Source organism: Neorhizobium sp. DAR64872/K0K18 (assembly GCF_050500175.1).
GTDB classification, from domain to species: Bacteria; Pseudomonadota; Alphaproteobacteria; order Rhizobiales; family Rhizobiaceae; genus Neorhizobium; species Neorhizobium soli.
In genome coordinates, this window is record NZ_CP191446.1 from 124,685 (window position 1) to 144,865 (window position 20,181).

Here is a 20,181-nt window from a genome sequence, read left to right on the forward strand (position 1 = left end):
GGCACCTTCTGCAGATGCCGCCGCCAGGTCTTTTGAAGGATGATCAGCCGCCGATAACGGACTTACGGGCGTCGACGATCGTCTGGTAGAAGGCCGGATTGACTTCGATGTAGTCCTTGTTCTTGCCCTGGGTGAAGGACTGGAAGCAGGCGAGGTTCTTCTTCGGCAGTTCCATGAAGAAGGCCTTGACCTTGGCCTTCATGTCGGCCGGAACCTTGTTGGAGACCATCAGCGGACCGTTCGGGATCAGTGGCGACTTCCAGACCTGAACGATATCGTCCATGTCGAGGTTACCCTTGGCGACCATCTGGTGCAGGTTGCCGCCGCTATAACCTTCTTCCCACTTGCCAACGCCCGAACCGAACGTCGTGCCGGCATCGAACTTCTTGTCGAGGACGGCGAGAACCAGGTTCTCATGGCCGCCGCCGAAGCCGGTTTCGGAGAAATACTGCTTGACCGGCATGCCGATTTCCTTCGGCAGCGCGACGTTCGGGACGAGATAGCCCGAGGTCGAATCCGGATCGGCGAAGCCGATCTTCTTGCCCTTCAGGTCGGCCAGTGTCTTGATGCCGCTGTCCTTGCGGGCAACCATGATCGAGTAGTAACCGCTGGAGCCGTCCGAACCCGTGTAGGTCAGGATCGGGTCGACAGCCTTGTCGTCCTTGAGCGCGATGGCTGCATAGGAAGCTGCACCCATCGAAGCAATGTCGATCGTGCCGCCGAGCAGGCCCTGGATAACGCCGTTATAGTTCGGCGACGGGAACAGCTTCACTTCGGTTACGCCGGTCGCAGCCTTCAGGCCATCGGCAACGCACTGGGTGTTGCGGATCTGGTCGGCTTCGTTTTCCGAGCCGTCGAGACCGATGCGCAGAACCTTGACGTCCTGGGCAAGGGCGGAACCGGCGAGCAGGCTGAGCGTCGCGGCAGCAAGCATAGTTTTTCTGAACATTGTGATCTCCTGTTTCCGGATCATCCGGAGTTGGGTCGTGAAGCAACGCGCCCTTAACGTGGGCAGACGATCTGGATGCGGCTCAGGCCCTGGCGCTTGCCAGGCTGCCTATTCCGGCCGATTGCTTGGCCGCAGCCGCAGGGGCCGCGGGATTGTTGATGCTGGTCGAGGTCATCGTCTCGTCGATGCCGGCACCGTCGCGGTCCGATCCGTAGATCTCGCTGACGGCCTGCGCGTTCAGCTGCGACGGCGTGCCGTCGAAGACGACGCGGCCGCCTGCCATCCCGATGATCCGCTCGCAATAAGCGCGCGCCGTATCGAGCGTGTGCAGGTTGGTGATGACGGTAATGCCCTCGCGCTCGTTGATGTCGCGCAGCGCGTCCATCACGATCTTGGCGTTGAGCGGGTCCAGAGAGGCGATCGGCTCATCGGCCAGAAGCATTTTCGGCGCCTGCATGAGGGCGCGGGCGATGGCGACGCGCTGCTGCTGACCGCCAGAAAGCGTGCCGGCGCGCTGCATGGCGGTCTGCTCGATACCGAGACGCTCGAGCGCGGCGATCGCAGCCATGCGCTCGTCGTCGGAGAAGATGTTGAGAAGGCTCATGATCGTGGATCGGTGGTTCAACCGGCCGAGCATCACGTTGGTCATGACGTCGAGGCGTGGCACGAGATTGAACTGCTGGAAGATCATCGCGCAATCGCGCTGCCAGTTGCGCAACCCGGCGCCCTTGAGAGCGGAAACCTCGAGATCGCCAAACCGAATGGAACCGGAGCTCGGCTCCTGCAGGCGGTTGATCATGCGCAGGAGGGTCGATTTGCCGGCGCCGGAGCGACCGATGACGCCGACCATCTGACCTTGAGGTATTTCCACGCTGACGGCGTTGACCGCGATATGATCGCCGAAACGTCGGGTGACATTCCTCAATTCAAACTTCATGTTTTTCAATCCGTCCCATTCCCTGGTGAGGATCGGATTAGACTTGGTTGATGAACCCTGAATGTCGGTTTTATGTAGGTTTTGTTACATGTTTGCCCGGCTTGAACGCCCTGCTATGCCGCATATTTCGCAAGGAAGGCCTCGGCAGAGAGGGCACGGAAATCGTCGAGTGCCGTGCGCAGCGTCTGGTGATCCCAGTCCCACCACGCGAGCCGGTCCATGCCGTCACCGACCTCCCTCGTGAAACGCTCCCGGATCAGCTTGGCCGGCACGCCGCCGACGATCGTGTAGGGGGCGACATCCTTCGACACCACGGCTCCGGCGCCGATCACCGCGCCGTTGCCGACAGTCACGCCCGGCAGCACGGTGGCACCATGGCCGATCCACACGTCATGGCCGATCGTCACCCGGTTGTCGCGGCGCCACTCGAAGAAGTCGGTGTCGTCTTCCGCGTCATCCCAATAGTTGGCGGCACGATAGGTGAAATGATGCAGCGTGGCGCGCCATGTGGGGTGGTTCGTGGCATTGATGCGGACCGAAGCAGCGATATTGACGAATTTGCCGATCGTCGCGCACCAGATGGAGCCATCCTGCATGATATACGAGTAATCGCCGATTTCGGCCTCGTCGATGCGGCAGCGCTCGGAGACTTCCGTATAGCGGCCGATCGTCGAGTTGCTGACGCTCGCCGTTTCATGAATGACGGGGTTGATACCGACCTTGGCACTCATGCGGCAACTGCCTTTCGGGGAGAATACGCGCTGACATCGAGAATGCGGTCGGCAACGGCCTCGCGCACTTCCTCGTCGTGGAAGATGCCGAGCATCGCAACGCCCTCGGCTTTCTTGGCAGCGATCATCTCGATCACCACCCGCCGGTTGGTGGCGTCGAGCGATGCGGTCGGCTCGTCGAGAAGCAGGATATGGTGGCTGGTGATGAACCCGCGGGCAATGTTGACGCGCTGCTGCTCGCCGCCGGAAAAGGTGGCAGGCGGAAGCGACCAGAGTTCGTGCGGAAGGTTGAGCCTGGCGAGGAGTTCGACCGCTCTGTCCTTGGCTTCCGCCGCATCGATACCGCGGGCAACGAGCGGCTCTGCGACCACGTCGACGGCAGCCACACGCGGCACGGTGCGCAGGAACTGGCTGACGTAACCCATCGTATGCCGGCGAACCTCGATGATCGTGCGCGGATCCGCTGCCGCGATATCGACGATCTTCTCCTGGTGGTTCACCAGGATCTGGCCTGCATCGACGGCATAGTTGCCGTAGAGCATTTTCAGGATGGAGCTCTTGCCGATCCCCGAGGGTCCGCCGAGCACGACGCATTCGCCGCCGGCCACGGAGAAGTTTACGTCGTTGACGACCGGCAGCTTGATGCCGTCGCGCAGGTGCATGATGAAGCTTTTGGAGACTTCCGAGACGACGAGTGGAGTGGCCATCGGTCTGTCCTATACCTGGAGAATCGAGGAAACGAGCAACTGCGTGTAGGGCTCGCGGGGGTCGTCGAGGACACGGTCGGTGAGCCCCTGTTCGATCACATGACCGTCTTTCATCACCATCATCCGGTGCGAGAGAAGGCGGGCGACCGCGAGATCATGAGTGACGACAATGGCCGAGAGACCGAGATCGTTGACCAGACCGCGCACAAGGTCGAGCAGCCGTGCCTGTACCGAGACGTCGAGGCCGCCGGTCGGTTCGTCCATGAACACGAGGCGCGGACCTGTCACGAGATTGCGGGCGATCTGCAGACGCTGGCGCATGCCGCCGGAAAAGGCGCGCGGCTGGTCGTCGATGCGATCCGCGGAGATTTCCACGCGTCCCAGCCAGTCGGTCGCCGTTTCGCGGATCTTGCCGTAATGCCGGTCACCGACCGCCATCAGCCGCTCGCCGACATTGGCGCCCGCCGATACCGTCATGCGCAAGCCGTCGGCCGGGTTCTGGTGAACGAAACCCCAGTCGGTGCGCATCAGGAAACGCCGCTCGGCCTCGCTCATGTGATAGAGATCGCGGAAGTTGCCGTCGCGCATCCGGTATTCGACGCTGCCGGCGCTCGGCATCAGCCGGGTCGACAGGCAATTGAGCAGCGTCGTCTTGCCGGAGCCGGATTCGCCGACGATGGCGAGCACTTCACCGGGCCACAGATCGAAACTGACATCCTGGCAGCCGATCCGGCTGCCGTAGAATTTCGACACGCCGCTGACTTTGAGAAGGGGATTGTCGCTCATTCCGCAGCCTCCTGGTTGGGGGCAAGCATCTCGCCGACATGGCCGTGTTCGCGGCGATCCTCGCAATGGTCCGTGTCCGAGCAGACGAACATCCGCCCGCCCTGGTCGTCGAGGACCACTTCGTCGAGATAGACGCCGTGCGCGCCGCAGAGTGCGCAATCCTGCTCGAACGTCTGGATCTCGAACGGATGGTCCTCGAAATCCAGGCTGACCACTTCGGTATGCGGCGGAACCGCGTAGATCCGCTTTTCACGTCCGGCGCCGAACAGCTGCAGCGCATCGGACATGTGCATTTTCGGATTGTCGAATTTCGGGGTCGGCGAGGGGTCCATCACGTAGCGACCGTCGACCTTGACCGGATAGGCGTAGGTCTTGGAGATGCGGCCGTTATGGGCAATGTCCTCGTAAAGCTTTACATGCATCAGCCCGTATTCTTCGAGCGCATGCATTTTCCGGGTCTCGGTCTCGCGCGGCTCTAGGAAGCGCAGCGGTTCCGGGATCGGCACCTGATAGACCAGCACCTGGCCTTCGGTCAGCTTCTGCTCGGGAATGCGGTGGCGCGTCTGGATGATCGTCGCGTCCTTCGTGTGGGTGGTGACAGCGACATTGGCGACCTTCTGGAAGAAGGCACGGATGGAGACCGCATTGGTCGTGTCATCGGCACCCTGGTCGATGACCTTCAGCACATCGTCCGGACCGATGATCGCGGCCGTCACCTGCACGCCGCCGGTACCCCAGCCATAGGGCATCGGCATTTCGCGCGAAGCAAACGGTACCTGATAGCCGGGAATGGCGATCGCTTTCAGGATCGCGCGGCGGATCATCCGCTTCGTCTGTTCGTCCAGATAGGCGAAATTGTAGGTGGCGAGATCGGCACTCATTCGGCAGCATCCTTCATCTCGGTATCGCCGTAGCGAGCGGCCTCAACCTCGGCGCGCATCTTGCGCACCATGGCAAGCTCCGCCTGGAAGTCGACGTAATGGGGCAATTTCAGGTGTTCGACGAAGCCCGTCGCCTGCACATTGTCGGAGTGCGAAATGACGAACTCCTCGTCCTGCGCCGGCGCGGTAATGTCCTCGCCAAGCTCTTCCGCACGAAGGGCGCGATCCACCAGCGACATCGACATCGCCTTGCGCTCGCTCTGTCCGAACACGAGACCGTAGCCGCGGGTAAACTGCGGCGGTGCTATGGAGGAGCCCTTGAACTGGTTGATCATCTGGCACTCGGTCAGCTGGATGCGCCCGAGCGAGACCGCGAAGCCGAGTTCCGGCATGTCCATTTCCACCTCCACCTCGCCGATCCGGATCTCGCCGACGAACGGGTGGTTTCGGCCGTAACCGCGCTGCGTCGAGTAGCCGAGGGCAAGCAGAAAACCCTCGTCGCCGCGGGCGAGTGCCTGCAGCCTGAGGTCACGACCCATCGGAAATTCCAGCGGCTCGCGGGTCAGGTCTCCGGCCGCGTGGTCATCGGGCAGGTCGCCATCCGGCTCGATCAGTCCTTCGTGTGCGAGAATGTCGGAAACGCGCATCATCTCCTCGCCGGACGCCTCTTTGCGTGCAGGATCGGCGATCACCTCATCCGTCAGCAGCGAGGGATCGAGAAGACGATGGGTGTAATCGAAGGTGGGACCAAGCAGCTGGCCGCCCGGCAGATCCTTGTAGGTCGCCGAGACGCGCCGCTCGACCTTCATGGCCGCGGTATCCACCGGAACGGAAGAGCCGAAGCGGGGCAGCGTAGTGCGGTAGGCGCGAAGCAGAAAGATCGCCTCGATCAGATCGCCACGCGACTGGCGCACGGCAAGCGCTGCCAGCGACCGATCATAGAGCGAGGCTTCCGCCATCACCCGATCGACGGCAAGGCCAAGCTGTTCGGCGATCTGCTCGATCGTGAGTGCGGGAAGCGCCCGGTCGCCGCGACGGCGGTCGGCAAGCAATGCGTGAGCGTTGGTAATGGCGGCCTCGCCACCCTTGACTGCAACATACATGGGTTTGATCTCCTTCGGCTTAGCCGGCAATCCGGGTGGTGCGCGGCAGGCACAGGAACTGCGCTCCGGCGGTGAGGATGACGTCGACTCCGCGGGGAAAGAGCGCCCTGTTGTCGTCCCAGAGCCTCTGAAACATATCCGGCAGTCCCGAGACTGCGACCGTCCTGGTGCCGAGGATCCCTGGTCCGGTCAGGCTCAGTTTTTCACCCTCGCCAAGAGCGGCGACTTCGAGGATCAGCGTCGTGGACCTGTCAGGGTATTCCTGGGTACCGGCGGCAAACAGGCCGAAGGAAGAGGGCGCTGTCCCGGCTTCGATAAAGGCAAAGCTGCTCTGCGCCTTCTCGCAGGTTATCGGTGCACCCGTATGGAAACCGATCCATTCCGGCATCGCAGACTTTGCAAGACCGTTGCTCAGCCAGACCGGGGTATCGTGATCGCAGAGCGTGAGCGCAATCGCGCCGGCAGCATTGCCGAGCGGTTCCGGCTGCCCGGCCTGAAGTTCGGTGCTGCTGATCGTTCCGGGCCGCGCCATTCCGTCCATCAGCGTTTTGAAAATGGTCTGGGACTGGAAGACCGGATCGGTGAACCCACCGGCGAGTGCTTGTGCATGAACGGCCATCAATCGTCTCCCCGTACCATTGTGAAGAAGTCGACGCGGGTTGCCGCGGTCTCTTCGGCGTTCTGTCTGTCCTCAGCGGCGATGCGGCTTTCCGTGGGTGAAAGAAGCGCCGTTTCGACGAAATTGCGCGTCTCTGCTTCCTGCCACAGGGCATCGAATATCGCAGACAGCCACGCCTTTTCCTTGTCGGTGCCGAGCGCCTGGGCATGGCCCGCCGTGCCGGAGGCAAGAAGGATCGTTGCGCGGGTGACTGTTGCTTCACCCAGATTGAAGGGCGAACCGCCGCCACCGATCCGGCCGCGAACCATCACCAGACCGGTTTCCGGTCCACGCACCGGCTTGACGGTTGGCTTTTCGGATAGCCCGTTCCACGCGGCCTTCAGTTCGTCGCACGAAGTCTGCGCCAGAAGTTCGATGCAGCGGCGCCGCTGTTCCGGTTCCGCCAGCGCCTTGTGATTTCCCGCAAGATCCATCGGCCATCTCCTAAATGTCTATTTATATAGACAACCATACAAATTACATGTACCAATAAAGGTGGCGTATAACAAGCGTGTGACAGGGGTACCGACTGGTGATTGTTCAGAGGCAGAGCGGCGTCGCGTTGTGGCGGCAGATAGCCGACCGTATCCGCACGGCGATCGCAAACGGCGATTACGACGCGACCGGCAAGGTGCCGCCGGAGATTTCGCTGGCGGCGGAATTCGGCGTGAACCGGCATACGGTGAGAAGCGCGCTGGCAGCGCTGGCGCAGGAGGGCATCGTGCGGGCCGTTCAGGGGCGGGGAACGCTGATCGAGCGCAAGGAGCGGCTCAATTTCCCGATTTCCAGGCGAACCCGGTTCAGCGAGGGCATCGGCGATCAGGCCAAAGAAAAAGAAGGTCTGCTGCTGGCGGCATCGGAGGAACCGGCGACACCGGATCTGGCGTCGCGACTGCAGCTTGCTGTCGGTGCTGCCGTGATCCGGCTTGAAACCCTGCGCAAAGCGGATCGCCGTCCGGTATCACGGGCAACCGCCTGGTTCCCGGCCGATCGCTTTTCAGGGATCGCAGAGGCCTATCGCGACAGCGGCTCCATAACCGCAGCCTTCGCGGCAATCGGCCTGACCGACTATCTCCGCGTCTCGACCGAGGTTACGGCGGTCCACGCCGAAAGCGCCGATCTTGCAGATCTGGAATTGTCGCCGGGTGCGATCATGCTGGTCACGCGCGCGTTGAACGCAGATCCGGATGGCGTCCCCGTTCAGTATGCGATCAGCCGTTTCCCGGCCGACATGGTGCAGTTCACGATCGAGAACTGACAAATGCAAACGCCGGCCCGCATTGTCCATGCGAGCCGGCGCGATCGTGAAGACTTGGCGGGTATTAATGCGCGGCGGACATGTCGCCCAGAACCTTTTTCGACGCGACGGTCGAATCCGCGTTCAGCAAGTAGACCATCGGCACGCCGGTCGCGAGGTTGAGCTTGAGGATCTCTTCCTTGCTGAGACGGTCGAGAACCATCACCAGCGAGCGCAGCGAATTGCCGTGGGCGGCAACGAGAACCTTCTCGCCGCGCAGCACGCGCGGCAGGATCTCGGTCATGTAATAGGGCCATACGCGGGCACCGGTGTCGCGCAGGCTCTCGCCGCCCGGTGGCGGGATGTCGTAGGACCGGCGCCAGATATGGACCTGTTCCTCGCCCCATTTCGCCCGCGCGTCGTCCTTGTTGAGGCCGGAGAGATCGCCGTAGTCGCGCTCGTTCAGGGCCTGGTCGCGGATGGTTTCAAGGTCGGTCTGGCCGAGCTTGTCGAGCACGATCTTCAGCGTATCCTGCGCGCGCTTGAGGTCGGAGGTGAAGGCGATATCGAACTTGATGCCGGTATCGGCAAGCGCCTGGGCGCCGGTCTCGGCTTCCTGAATGCCGAGCGGGGTAAGCTCGGGGTCCTTCCAGCCGGTGAAAAGGTTCTTCAGGTTCCAGTCGCTCTGGCCGTGGCGAACGAGGACGAGTGTACCGCTCATGAATTGAATTCCTCCGATAGTGTCAAGAAAGCCCGAGAACGTCGAGCATGGAATAGAAACCCGGCTTTTCGTCGCGCGCCCAGACGGCAGCAGTTACCGCGCCGCGCGCGAAGATCGAGCGGTCGCGGGCACTGTGCGACAGCGTCACCAGCTCACCTTCGCCGGCAAGAATGACCGAATGATCGCCGACAACGGAGCCGCCGCGAAGCGTCGCAAAGCCGATCGTGCCGGCAGGGCGGGGGCCGGTATGGCCATCGCGCACCCGCACCGACTGCGTGGCAAGATCGATGCCACGCCCGGCAGCCGCTGCCTCGCCAAGCAGCAGCGCGGTGCCGGATGGCGCATCCACCTTGTGCTTGTGGTGCATCTCGACGATTTCGATATCCCAGCCAATAGCAGGAAGCGCTTTCGCCGCATCGCGCGTCAGCACGCCGAGCAGATTGACGCCAAGGCTCATGTTGCCGGACTTCACGACCCGTGCATGCCGGGCGGCAGCCTCGAATTTTTCCTCGTGCTCCGGTCCGCAGCCGGTCGTGCCGATCACATGCACGATGCGCGCCTGTGCGGCGAGCCCGGCAAACGTCACGCTTGCTGCGGGTGCCGTGAAATCCAGAACGCCATCGGCGTCGAGAAACGCCTTCAGGGGATCGGTGGTGACGATGACGCCAAGCGGCCCGGTTCCGGCAAGATCACCGGCATCCTTGCCGACGAAAGCTGAGCCTTCCCGTTCGATTGCGGCATGAAGCGTGACGCCGTCGGTCTCGTGGATGATCCGGATCAGGGCCTGGCCCATACGGCCTGCCGCGCCAACCACTACAAGCTTCATGTCGTTTGCGGCCATGGGCGACGGGTTTCCTAGAGAGTTTACGAAAAATCTTTGACGGGCAGTTGCAGGTTGTTGAGGCGAGCGTAGAGCCCGTCCTTGCGCTGCGCAAGAACCTCATGCGTGCCTTCTTCCATCACCCGGCCTTCGTGCATCACGATGATCTTGTCAGCCTTGACGACGGTGGAAAGACGATGCGCGATGACGATGACGGTGCGTCCGCGCATGGCGGTATCAAGCGCCTTCTGAACGGCGGCCTCGGACTCGTTGTCGAGCGCAGACGTCGCTTCGTCGAGCAGCAGGATCGGCGCATTCCGCACCAGTGCGCGGGCAATCGAAAGCCGCTGCCGCTGGCCGCCGGAGAGGCTCATGCCGTTTTCGCCGACAGGCGTTTCATACCCGAGCGGCTGCGCCAGGATGAACTCGTGGGCATAGGCAAGTCTTGCCGCCTCTTCCACTTCGGCATCCGTCGCTTCCGGCCGGCCGTAGCGGATGTTGTCGCGGATGGTGCCTTCAAACAGGTAGGGCTGCTGCGAGACATAGGCGAGCTGATGGCGCAGCGACGACTTGGTGACCTCGGCAATGTTTTGCCCGTCGATCAGGATTGCGCCTTCCGCCGGGTCGTAGAAACGCGGAATGAGGCTGATGATCGTCGATTTTCCGGCGCCGGATGGACCGACAAGCGCCGTCGTCTGGCCACCTTCGGCCACAAGATCGACGCCGCGCAGGATCGGGTTGCCACTGCCATAGGAGAACACGACGTTCTTCAGTTCGACGCGCGCCTTGTCGACCACGAGATCCTTGGCGCCAACCATTTCCCGCTGTGCCGGCTGCATGTCGAGAAGGGCATAAATCATCTGCGCGTTGACGACGGCACGGTCGAGCTGCACCTGCAGCTTGGCCAGCCGTCGTGCCGGGTCATAGGCCATCAGCAGCGCGGTGACGAAGGCAAAGAAAGCGCCTGGTGGTACGTTGTCATAGATCGAGCGGAACGCGGCATAGGCCAGCACGCTGGAGATCGCAAAGCCGGCAAAGGTTTCGGTCAGCGGCGACGTGCGCTCCGACAGACGGGCGATACGGTTGGCGCGGCCTTCTGCCGCTTTGATGATGCGGCTCACCTTGCTGTCGAGTTCGCCTTCCATCGTGAAAGCTTTGACCACGGCGATGCCCTGGATGGTTTCCTGCATGGCGCCAAGCACGCGGCTGTTCTGTTCAACAGCCTCTCTTGTGGCGGCGCGAAGGCGCTTGGAAACGTAGCGCAGCGCATAAAGAAGCGGCGGTGCGACGGCAAAGACAATGAGCGACAGGACCCAGTCCTTCGTCACCATCACCCCGATCAGCGCGACCAGCGTCAGGAGATCGCGCGCCGTGGAGGTGACCGTCAGGTTGAGGACGTCACGAACGCCGTTGATGTTCTGGCTGATCTGGGCTGCAAGATGGGCGGATCGGGCTTCGGCAAAGAAGCCGACCGACAGCGACATCAGGTGCGAGTAGATCCGGCGCTGATAGCGGGCGACGATATTGTTGCCGATCTTCGACAGCGTCACGGCCTGGCCGTAGGTGGCAAAGCCGCGCAGCACGAAGGCGGCAAGGATCGATCCGCAGATCAGCCAGACGATATCCGCCCGCTTGTTGGCGAAAGCCTCGTTGACGACCTTTTCCATGATCCACGCCGTGAAGGCTGTCGAAAGGGCGACCATGACCAGGCAGGATATTGCAAACGCGTAGGATCGCACGTGATCCCGGCCATTCTCGGCGATCACCCGCTTGAGCACGCTCACGATGGTGACGGAATCCACGTGGCGCTTCTTGTCTTTTGCGGCGTTCAATAGGGCGTTCCCGTTTCGGCGTCATGCCGGAGTATATTTCCGAAGGCGCTATTAAACGCTTGGGCAGGCTTTTGCCAGCCAATCGCGGGTGATTCCATCGCGCTGTTGCATTCGGGCACGTCGGCCCGGCGCAACTACCGCTGCCAGCAACGGCCTTCCAGCGCAATTCCGTAGGTCGCAGGCGAGCGCGCAAAGCTGGCGAGACCGGCAAGGGCCGCCTGCGGATGCGTGACGACGAAGGTCGGAATGGTCTTCATCAGCTCGTTGTGCGGCGCCTTGTCTTCGAACTCTTCACGAAACTCGGGCTTCTTCAATGCATCAAGGATCCGCGGCGAGATGCCGCCACCGAGAAAGACGCCGCCGCGTGCCATGAAGATGAGCGCGAGGTCACCGGCAAGGCGACCGAGATAGCGGACGAAAAGCTCGATCGTTTCCGTCGCCTGCGGGTTTTCGCCGGAAAGTCCCTGTTCGGTCACTTCGGGCGGAGCATCCAGGCTCGGAGCGATGCCATCGGCAGCACAAACGGCGTTGTAGATGTTGAGAAGACCGCGTCCGGAAATGATTTCCTCAGCGGACACCCGGCCGTCGATGCGACGCAGATGCGGGAAGATCTCGAAATCCCGCTTCGAACGCGGACCGATATCCACATGCCCACCTTCGCCGGGGACTGGGAACCAGGTGTTACGGGCATGAACGAGCCCTGCGACGCCGAGACCTGTCCCGGGACCCAGGACAACGCGTGATGCCTCGGTCGCTTCGGCGATCGGACCGATCGGCTGGCGATCGGCTGCAGACAGCGAGGCAACGGCCAGTGCCTGGGCCTCGAAATCGTTGAGCACGAGAACCGTATCGAAGCCAAGTTCGCCGATCATCTTTTTCGGACGCACGATCCAGTCGCAGTTGGTGAGGTCGATCTCGTCACCATCGATCGGGCCGGCGACAGCAAGGATCGCGCTGCGTGGCTTGTGCACGGAGTTCTTCAGGACGACATCGGCGATCGCATCGTCGATCGTCTCGTAGTCGGCCGTCTGCACATGCGGGAACTGATCCGGCGCACTCGTTGCATCGACGAGGATGGAGAAGCGGGCATTGGTGCCGCCGATATCGCCGATCAGGATCGGGAAGGCGAATGTGTGCGGTTGCACTTCAGCCATGGCGAATTCTCTCCTCCTACTGGAAATCAACAAGCTTTTCTGCCGTGGCGCGGTTGAGCGCCATCGGGATATCGTAGACGGTCGCAAGCCGCGTCAGCGCCTTGACGTCGACGTCATGGGGAAGCGCGCTCAAAGGATCGATAAAGAAGATCAGCATGCCCACCTCGCCGGTTGCGATCATCGCGCCGATCTGTTGGTCCCCGCCAAGCGGACCGCTTTTCAGGCGTGTGACATCGAGATTGGGAGCGGCTTCAAGCACGCGGCCGCCGGTCGTACCGGTCGCGACGATGCGAAACTTGGATAGTGCCGCCTGATGCCGGCGCGCAAATTCCGCCATCTCGTCCTTCTTCAGGTCGTGGGCAATAAGCGCGATGCAGGGAAGCGTCGACATGGAATTCCTCTGCAAAGCCGTCGATCGGATTGCTGGCGATTGATGCTGGCCTTCTAGCCTGCCTCCGGCGGGAAGAAAAGATGGTCCCGACGGAATCCCGGTCAGCGCGAAGGACGCGGGCTCGGCAGCGGAACGTCGGAGCCCGGGCCGGGCATATCGCCGTCCGTCATCGTATCCAGACTGCTGGCCGCGGCAGGAAGCGGTACCGATGGCGAGTAGGCCATCCCGCCGCCACCCTGGCCACCACCCTGGAAAGTCGCGTCCTGCTCGGAGCGGGAGGGGGCGCTAAGAACCGCAGCGCAGGCCTTGGGAAGGTTGGACAGCATAACCTGGCGCGGCTTTACCGGCTTCTTGTTCGGATCCGCAGGCTTCGGCGGCGCCCAAGGCTCCTTGGTAAACCACCAGGCGAGCGCCTTGCTGTTGCAGTCGTCGGTGGAAGGCGTCGATGCCTGGCGTTCGCAGCCGGCAGCGCCCGGCGGGCAGTTCATGCGGATGTGGAAGTGTTCGTCATGGCCATAGACCGGCCGCACCTTGCCAAGCAGGCTCCGGTCGCCGGTCCAGGTCTCGCACAGCTTCTTCTTGATTGCCGGATTGACGAAAACGCGCTGCACCTGCGGATAGCTGGCAGCCTGCATCACCAGACGGGCATGGGTGGGGCTCCAGCGGCGGCTGTCGACCGTCAGGAACTTGCTCTTGTCGAGCATCGAGGTGAACGGAATGTCTTCGCGCTGCGCCGGCGAAAGTGGCCGCTGCGGCTTCGGCGTGAACCAGATGTCGGCATCGAGCCCGATCTGGTGCGAGGCATGGCCGCTTGGCATCGGGCCGCCGCGCGGCATCGAGATGTCACCCACCAGAATGCCCGTACCCCAGCCGAGACCGGCCGCATCGCGTGAGAACTGTTCCAGCAGGGAGATCATCGCCGGATTGCCCCAGCGGCGATTGCGCGAAAGGCGCATCGCCTGCCAGGTCGGCCCGTCCGTCGGCAGGGCCACGGCGCCGGACTGGCAGCCCTTGGCATAAAAGCCGAGCGGTTCGGCATCGCCTCGGTTGGGCAGTTTCACGGATCCGAAAAGCTGTTTTGCAGTCTTTTCTTCCTGGGCGAACGTCGGTTCGGAAATCGCGCCGCAAAACAAAGCGGCAGCAGCCAGGCCCAGAATGGTCTTAGAAATCGGTCTCATGCACATCCGCCGCAAATCAAATCAGTCCTTCTTCTACCGTGGAATGCGATTTTGTTGAAATGGAGATCGCATCCGCTGCCGGATTTCGCGGATAAATCGCTTGTGACAGCGGCTGCCTGTCTTTTGCTGTTATTTGCCCTATGCTTCACTGCAACACGAATGACAAAGGGATGTTGCATGGGCTTGGCTTGGTGGAAGATGGGTTTTGTAACCGTGGCAGCCGTCGCGGTCATTGGCACATCCGTTGCGGCACAGGATGCAGGCACCAGATGGCGGCATGGGATCGCCGTCATCGGCGATCTTGCTCTGCCCCCAGATTTCAAGCAACTGCCCTATGTGGATCTCAACGCTCCGAAGGCAGGCGAACTGCGTCTGGCGGATGAGGGGACGTTCGACAACCTCAACCCGGCGATAGACCGCGGAGCTTCCGCAGCCGGTGTCGGTATGATTTACGACACGCTGATGAAACGGTCCGAGGACGAGGTCTTCAGCACCTATGGTCTCCTGGCCGAAGCGGTGTCTTATCCGGAGAACATGTCGACTGCTACGTTCAGGCTGCGAGCGGAAGCGACATGGGCTGACGGTCAGCCGGTCACGCCGGAGGACGTTATCTTCAGCATGGCGAAGCTCAAGGAGCTGAGTGCCATGTATTCCGGCTATTATCGCCATGTCGCAAGCGTCGAGAAGACCGGCGACCGCGAAGTAACCTTCCGGTTTGACCAGGAAAACAATCGCGAGCTGCCATCTATCGTCGGTGACTTCCCCATCCTCCCGAAACATTGGTGGGAAGGCAAGGATGCGGCCGGCAAGCAACGCGACATTTCCCGCACGACGCTTGAGCCCACGATGGCGTCCGGGCCCTACAAGATCGCTTCGGTGCAGCCCGGATCCGCCATCCGCTTCGAACTGCGCGACGACTACTGGGGTAAAGACCTGCCCATCAACCTCGGCCAGAATAATTTCAGGACCGTCAGCTACACCTATTTCTCCGATGCCGATGTCGAGTTCGAGGCTTTCCGAGCCGGCACGATCGATTACCGGCAGGAAAACAGTTCCAGCCGGTGGGTCACCCGCTATGATTTCGACTCTGTGAAGGACGGGCGCATCAAAAAGGAAGCGCTCGCCAATCCATTCAGGGCAAGCGGCATCATGCAGGCGCTCGTGCCGAATGGCCGGCGCGATATGTTCAAGGACGCGAGGGTCCGTGAGGCACTGAATTACGCGCTCGATTTTGAAGATTTGAACAAGAACCTCGCCTTTGGTGGTCTCAAGCGTGTCGATAGTTTCTTCTGGGGAACCGAACTTGCTTCGTCCGGTCTGCCGCAGGGACGCGAGCTTGAGATCCTGAATGAAGTGAAGGACCAGGTTCCCCCATCGGTCTTCACCACCCCGTTTACAAATCCGGTCGGTGGCGACCCCAACAAGGTTCGTGACAATCTGCGCAAGGCAATCAGCCTTTTCAAAGAGGCGGGCTGGGAGTTGAAAGGCAACCGGATGGTCAATGCCAAAACCGGACAGCCGATGAGTTTCGAGATCCTGCTCGGCAGCGCCTCGCTGGAGCGTACCGTCAATCCCTTCGTGGCAAGTCTGAAAAAGATCGGGGTGGAGGCACGGCTTCGCACCGTTGATTCCTCGCAGTATATCAATCGAACCCGCAGCTTCGATTACGACATGATCTGGAACGTATGGGGACAATCGATGAACCCCGGCAACGAACAGGCGGATTACTGGGGATCGGAGTCGGTCGATCGCAATGGCTCGCGCAACTTTGCCGGCATCGCCGATCCGGCAGTCGATACCCTGATCAAGAAAATCGTCTTCGCGCCGAACCGTGACGACCAGGTGGCTGCGGTCAAGGCGATGGATCGCGTGTTGCTGGCAAAACGTTACGTGGTTCCGCTCTTCTACTCCGGCGAAGCCAAGGTCGCCTACTGGAACCGGATCACCCATCCGGCAAAGCTGCCGGAATATGGTATCGGCTTCCCCTCGACATGGTCGTCGACCGCGGCCAAGAAGTGATCATAGAAACTGACGGGCTTGCGTGGCTTCTGCGCACCTGTTCCAAATGACCCGATTGATTCGCACCTACGATGAGGATTGCCGTTTGACCCCTGCGCCGGATTTCGGTGATGCGAGAGCAGTCCCAGCAGACGTGCGAAGCGGACGTGCGTCCGGAGTTTTGTCAGACATCGGGCCACAGCCGAAAAGCTGGGTGCTCTGATGGGCGCCTATATTCTTCGTCGCCTGCTGCTGATGATCCCGACGCTGGTCGGCATCATGGCAATCTCCTTCCTTGTCGTGCAGTTCGCGCCGGGCGGGCCTGTCGAGCAGATCATTGCGCAGGTTCAGGGACAGGATAGCGGCGACCGCCTTTCGGGAGGCGGTGGCGATCTCATGGGCCAGGGTGGCGGTGGCGATGAATCGCGTTATCGCGGCGCCCAGGGGCTCGATCCGGAATTCATCAAGAAGCTTGAGCAGCAATTCGGTTTCGACAAGCCGCCGCTCACCCGCTTCCTCGACATGATGTGGAACTATGCGCGCTTTGATTTCGGCGAAAGCTTCTTCCGCAACACGTCCGTGATCGACCTGATCATCGACAAGCTGCCGGTGTCGATCTCGCTCGGGTTCTGGATCCTGATCGTGTCCTATCTGATCTCGATCCCGCTCGGCATCCGCAAGGCGGTCAAGGACGGCTCGACCTTCGACGTCTGGACGTCGGGCATCGTCATCGTCGGCTATGCGGTTCCGGGCTTCCTGTTCGGCATCCTGTTGATCGTGATGTTCGCGGGCGGATCGTTCCTCGACTGGTTTCCGTTGCGGGGTCTCGTCTCTGACAATTTCGATGAACTCACCTGGTGGCAGAAGATCATCGACTATTTCTGGCACCTCACGCTGCCGCTGATCGCGCTGTCGCTATCGGCCTTTGCCACGACGACGCTTCTGACCAAGAATTCCTTTATCGACGAGATCAAGAAACAGTATGTCACGACCGCCCGCGCCAAGGGTCTCAACGAGCGGCAGGTGCTTTATGGCCACGTCTTCCGCAACGCCATGCTGATCGTCATCGCCGGTTTCCCGAGCGCCTTTATCTCGGCCTTCTTTACCGGCTCACTGCTGATTGAGAACATCTTCTCGCTGGATGGGCTCGGCCGCCTCGGCTACCTCTCCATCATCAACCGCGATTATCCGATCGTGTTCGGCACGCTCTACATCTTCTCGCTGATGGGCCTTGTCGTCAGCCTGATCTCCGACCTCGTCTATACCTGGATCGATCCGCGCATCGATTTCGAGCGGAGGGACGTGTGATGCAGACACCTGCCGTGACACCGTCCGAGGCAATCCCCGTCAAGCGCCCGCTGATGTCGCCGACCAATCGGCGACGGCTGGCCAATTTCCGTGCCAACAAGCGCGGCTTCTGGTCCTTCTGGATCTTCATGGTGTTGTTCGTTCTGGCGCTGTCCGCCGAGTTCATCGCCAATGACCGGCCGATCATTGCGTCCTACAAGGGCGAAATCCTCTATCCGGTGATGATTGACTATCCGGAAGAGAAATTCGGCGGCTTTCTCGCCACGACGGATTACCGCTCCGACTTCATCCAGCAGGAAATCGAGGCCAATGGCTGGATGATCTGGCCGCCGATCCGCTATTCCTATCAAACGGTGAATTCGCAGATCCCCCATTCGGCGCCGACAAAACCCTTCTGGCTGATGTCTGCCGATGAACGCTGCAAGGCCTATCCGCAGGGCACACAGGATCCCAATTGCAGCCTCGGCAACCTCAACTGGCTCGGCACGGATGACCAGGCGCGCGACGTGACGGCGCGGATGATCTACGGGTTCCGTCTCTCCGTCCTGTTTGGCCTTGCGCTCACCATCTGTTCGGCCGTCATCGGCGTGACCTCAGGCGCCATTCAGGGCTATTTCGGCGGCTGGGTCGATCTCCTGATGCAGCGCTTCATCGAAATATGGTCGTCGATGCCGGTGCTCTATATCCTGCTGATCATCGCCGCCATTCTGCCGCCGGGCTTCTTCGTGCTGCTCGGCATCATGCTATTGTTCTCTTGGGTAGGCTTTGTCGGCGTCGTCAGGGCGGAATTCCTGCGCGCCCGCAATTTCGAATATGTGCGGGCCGCCCGCGCCCTGGGGGTCGGCAATGCCACGATCATGTATCGGCACCTTTTGCCGAACGCGATGGTCGCAACCCTGACCTTCCTTCCCTTCATCCTGTCGGGCTCGATTGCGACACTGACCTCGCTCGATTTTCTGGGCTTGGGCATGCCTGCCGGCTCGCCGTCGCTGGGGGAAATGATCGCCCAGGGCAAGAACAACCTTCAGGCGCCATGGCTCGGCCTCACGGCCTTCTTCACGATGTCGATCATGATGTCGCTGCTGATCTTCATCGGCGAGGCGGTGCGTGATGCCTTCGATCCGAGAAAGACGTTTGGGTGAAACCATGACCGAACCGCTTCTCTCCGTGCGTGATCTCTCCGTCGCCTTCCATCAGGGCGGCGCAACGACGCTTGCCGTCGACAAGGTGTCGTTCGACATCAAGCCGGGCGAGGTTCTGGCGCTTGTTGGCGAATCCGGTTCCGGCAAGTCGGTAACCGCCAATTCCGTCCTCAAGCTTCTGCCCTATCCGTCGGCAAGCCATCCCTCCGGCCAGATCCTGTTTGATGGCCGCGATCTCCTCCAGGCATCGGAACCCGACCTGCGCCGCGTGCGCGGCAACGATATCACGATGATCTTCCAAGAGCCCATGACCTCGCTCAATCCGCTCCACACGATCGAGAAGCAGATCGGCGAGATCCTGGACCTGCATCAGGGCGTCTCCGGCCAGACGGCGCGGGATCGTACGCTGGAACTGTTGAACCAGGTCGGCATCCGCGAGCCGGAAAAGCGCCTTCAGGCCTATCCGCATGAGCTTTCGGGCGGCCAGCGCCAGCGCGTGATGATCGCCATGGCGCTTGCCAACCGGCCGAAACTCTTGATCGCCGACGAACCGACCACGGCCCTCGACGTCACGGTACAGGCACAGATCCTCGATCTGTTGCGCGCGCTGAAGGGCGAGCATGGCATGTCGATGCTGTTCATCACCCACGATCTCGGCATCGTGCGCAAATTCGCCGATCGTGTCTGCGTCATGACGAAGGGCAAGATTGTCGAGGCCGGCAGCGTCGAGGACGTCTTCACCAAGCCGCAGCACCCTTACACCCAGCATCTCCTGGCATCCGAACCGCGCGGCGAACCGCCGGTCGTCGATCCGCAAAGCCCTGTGGTAATGGAAGGCAAGGACATCCGTGTCTGGTTCCCGGTCAAGGCCGGTTTCATGCGCAGGGTGGTCGATCACGTCAAGGCGGTCGATGGTGTCGACCTGACGCTGCGCGCCGGTGAAACGCTCGGCGTCGTCGGCGAATCCGGTTCCGGGAAGACGACGCTGGGCTTGGCGCTCGCCCGGCTGATTTCGTCCGAAGGCCGCATCGTCTTCATCGGCAACGATATCGGCAAATATACCTTCAAGCAGATGCGGCCGTTCCGCGATCGATTGCAGGTCGTGTTTCAGGATCCGTTCGGTTCGCTCAGCCCGCGCATGCCGGTCGGCGAAATCATTGCCGAAGGCCTCAAGGTTCATGAGAGCCAGCTTTCGGCCGATGAGCGCGATACCCGCGTCGTCTGGGCGCTTGGCGAAGTAGGGCTCGATCCGGCCACGCGCTGGCGTTACCCGCACGAATTCTCCGGCGGCCAGCGGCAGCGTATCGCGATTGCCCGCGCCATGGTGCTGAAGCCGCGCTTCGTCATGCTCGACGAACCCACATCGGCGCTCGACATGACCGTGCAGGCGCAGGTCGTTGATCTTCTGCGCGACCTGCAGAAGAAGCATAACCTCGCCTACCTCTTCATCAGCCATGACCTGAAGGTGGTAAAGGCGCTCGCCAACCACGTCATCGTCATGCGGCTCGGCAAGGTGGTCGAAGAGGGCCCGGCCGATCAGATCTTCCGGGCACCCCGCGAGGATTATACCCGCGCCCTGATGGCCGCCGCCTTCAACCTGGAAGCCGTCGAAGCCGGCGCCATCAATCAGTAATCTCAAAATCCGGGA

General features: G+C 61.5%; 20 protein-coding genes. 5 read left to right on the forward strand and 15 right to left on the reverse strand.

What is annotated here, in order from left to right:
* Nucleotides 1–43: 43 nt before the first annotated feature.
* From phnD to phnG, 9 genes are all read right to left on the reverse strand, one after another.
* Nucleotides 44–949 (reverse strand): phosphonate ABC transporter substrate-binding protein, encoded by a 906-nt coding sequence (gene phnD, locus ACQY1P_RS06000; RefSeq protein ID WP_192087685.1) that lies wholly within the window; start codon nucleotides 947–949, stop codon nucleotides 44–46.
* An 82-nt stretch (nucleotides 950–1,031) separates the two neighbouring features.
* The gene (gene phnC / locus ACQY1P_RS06005; protein ID WP_192087684.1) at nucleotides 1,032–1,886 is read right to left on the reverse strand and encodes a phosphonate ABC transporter ATP-binding protein; all 855 of its coding nucleotides are present in this window, start codon (nucleotides 1,884–1,886) and stop codon (nucleotides 1,032–1,034) included.
* A 113-nt stretch (nucleotides 1,887–1,999) separates the two neighbouring features.
* Nucleotides 2,000–2,617 (reverse strand): DapH/DapD/GlmU-related protein, encoded by a 618-nt coding sequence (locus ACQY1P_RS06010; RefSeq protein WP_430255677.1) that lies wholly within the window; start codon nucleotides 2,615–2,617, stop codon nucleotides 2,000–2,002.
* Nucleotides 2,614–3,324, reverse strand: coding sequence for a phosphonate C-P lyase system protein PhnL (phnL, locus tag ACQY1P_RS06015; RefSeq protein WP_430255679.1), 711 nt, complete (start codon nucleotides 3,322–3,324; stop codon nucleotides 2,614–2,616). Before phnL ends, ACQY1P_RS06010 begins: the two co-directional genes overlap by 4 nt.
* 9 nt (nucleotides 3,325–3,333) lie before the next feature.
* The gene (gene phnK / locus ACQY1P_RS06020) at nucleotides 3,334–4,110 is read right to left on the reverse strand and encodes a phosphonate C-P lyase system protein PhnK (RefSeq protein WP_062578633.1); all 777 of its coding nucleotides are present in this window, start codon (nucleotides 4,108–4,110) and stop codon (nucleotides 3,334–3,336) included.
* On the reverse strand, nucleotides 4,107–4,991 hold the full coding sequence (locus tag ACQY1P_RS06025; protein ID WP_092663942.1) for an alpha-D-ribose 1-methylphosphonate 5-phosphate C-P-lyase PhnJ: 885 nt from the start codon (nucleotides 4,989–4,991) through the stop codon (nucleotides 4,107–4,109). The genes phnK and ACQY1P_RS06025 overlap by 4 nt, the downstream gene beginning before the upstream one ends.
* Nucleotides 4,988–6,094: a carbon-phosphorus lyase complex subunit PhnI gene (locus ACQY1P_RS06030; RefSeq protein WP_325263761.1), complete on the reverse strand. Its 1,107-nt coding sequence runs from the start codon at nucleotides 6,092–6,094 to the stop codon at nucleotides 4,988–4,990. The genes ACQY1P_RS06025 and ACQY1P_RS06030 overlap by 4 nt, the downstream gene beginning before the upstream one ends.
* A 19-nt stretch (nucleotides 6,095–6,113) precedes the next feature.
* Nucleotides 6,114–6,713: a phosphonate C-P lyase system protein PhnH gene (phnH, locus tag ACQY1P_RS06035; protein WP_174195431.1), complete on the reverse strand. Its 600-nt coding sequence runs from the start codon at nucleotides 6,711–6,713 to the stop codon at nucleotides 6,114–6,116.
* Nucleotides 6,713–7,186, reverse strand: a complete 474-nt coding sequence (gene phnG, locus ACQY1P_RS06040) for a phosphonate C-P lyase system protein PhnG (protein WP_062454156.1) — start codon at nucleotides 7,184–7,186, stop codon at nucleotides 6,713–6,715. Before phnG ends, phnH begins: the two co-directional genes overlap by 1 nt.
* Before the next feature lie 98 nt (nucleotides 7,187–7,284).
* Here phnG and phnF point away from each other — a divergent pair, with 98 nt between their 5' ends.
* Complete coding sequence (gene phnF, locus ACQY1P_RS06045; protein WP_430255681.1) at nucleotides 7,285–8,010, forward strand: phosphonate metabolism transcriptional regulator PhnF; 726 nt, start codon at nucleotides 7,285–7,287, stop codon at nucleotides 8,008–8,010.
* A gap of 64 nt (nucleotides 8,011–8,074) precedes the next feature.
* Here phnF and ACQY1P_RS06050 read toward each other — a convergent pair whose 3' ends face one another.
* From ACQY1P_RS06050 to mepA, 6 genes are all read right to left on the reverse strand, one after another.
* Nucleotides 8,075–8,710: a 2,3-bisphosphoglycerate-dependent phosphoglycerate mutase gene (locus ACQY1P_RS06050; RefSeq protein WP_430255683.1), complete on the reverse strand. Its 636-nt coding sequence runs from the start codon at nucleotides 8,708–8,710 to the stop codon at nucleotides 8,075–8,077.
* Nucleotides 8,711–8,732: 22 nt separating this feature from the next.
* The gene (gene dapB, locus ACQY1P_RS06055; protein WP_113166891.1) at nucleotides 8,733–9,551 is read right to left on the reverse strand and encodes a 4-hydroxy-tetrahydrodipicolinate reductase; all 819 of its coding nucleotides are present in this window, start codon (nucleotides 9,549–9,551) and stop codon (nucleotides 8,733–8,735) included.
* A 23-nt stretch (nucleotides 9,552–9,574) separates the two neighbouring features.
* Nucleotides 9,575–11,362: an ABC transporter ATP-binding protein gene (locus tag ACQY1P_RS06060; RefSeq protein ID WP_430255685.1), complete on the reverse strand. Its 1,788-nt coding sequence runs from the start codon at nucleotides 11,360–11,362 to the stop codon at nucleotides 9,575–9,577.
* Between the two features lie 134 nt (nucleotides 11,363–11,496).
* The gene (locus ACQY1P_RS06065) at nucleotides 11,497–12,516 is read right to left on the reverse strand and encodes a glucokinase (RefSeq protein WP_430250654.1); all 1,020 of its coding nucleotides are present in this window, start codon (nucleotides 12,514–12,516) and stop codon (nucleotides 11,497–11,499) included.
* 16 nt (nucleotides 12,517–12,532) lie between these two features.
* Nucleotides 12,533–12,907 (reverse strand): methylglyoxal synthase, encoded by a 375-nt coding sequence (locus ACQY1P_RS06070; RefSeq protein WP_062454150.1) that lies wholly within the window; start codon nucleotides 12,905–12,907, stop codon nucleotides 12,533–12,535.
* A 101-nt stretch (nucleotides 12,908–13,008) separates the two neighbouring features.
* Nucleotides 13,009–14,085: a penicillin-insensitive murein endopeptidase gene (gene mepA, locus ACQY1P_RS06075; protein ID WP_062454149.1), complete on the reverse strand. Its 1,077-nt coding sequence runs from the start codon at nucleotides 14,083–14,085 to the stop codon at nucleotides 13,009–13,011.
* Nucleotides 14,086–14,262: 177 nt separating this feature from the next.
* On the opposite strand from mepA, the gene ACQY1P_RS06080 reads away from it, so the two are divergent.
* From ACQY1P_RS06080 to ACQY1P_RS06095, 4 genes are all read left to right on the forward strand, one after another.
* Nucleotides 14,263–16,104: an extracellular solute-binding protein gene (locus ACQY1P_RS06080; RefSeq protein WP_430255688.1), complete on the forward strand. Its 1,842-nt coding sequence runs from the start codon at nucleotides 14,263–14,265 to the stop codon at nucleotides 16,102–16,104.
* A 201-nt stretch (nucleotides 16,105–16,305) separates the two neighbouring features.
* Nucleotides 16,306–17,391, forward strand: a complete 1,086-nt coding sequence (locus ACQY1P_RS06085) for a microcin C ABC transporter permease YejB (RefSeq protein WP_092663919.1) — start codon at nucleotides 16,306–16,308, stop codon at nucleotides 17,389–17,391.
* Nucleotides 17,391–18,533 carry an ABC transporter permease gene (locus ACQY1P_RS06090; RefSeq protein ID WP_192078063.1) on the forward strand — a complete coding sequence of 381 codons (1,143 nt, stop codon included), beginning with the start codon at nucleotides 17,391–17,393 and terminating at the stop codon, nucleotides 18,531–18,533. The genes ACQY1P_RS06085 and ACQY1P_RS06090 overlap by 1 nt, the downstream gene beginning before the upstream one ends.
* 4 nt (nucleotides 18,534–18,537) lie before the next feature.
* Nucleotides 18,538–20,166: an ABC transporter ATP-binding protein gene (locus ACQY1P_RS06095; RefSeq protein ID WP_430255690.1), complete on the forward strand. Its 1,629-nt coding sequence runs from the start codon at nucleotides 18,538–18,540 to the stop codon at nucleotides 20,164–20,166.
* Nucleotides 20,167–20,181 lie beyond the last annotated feature (15 nt).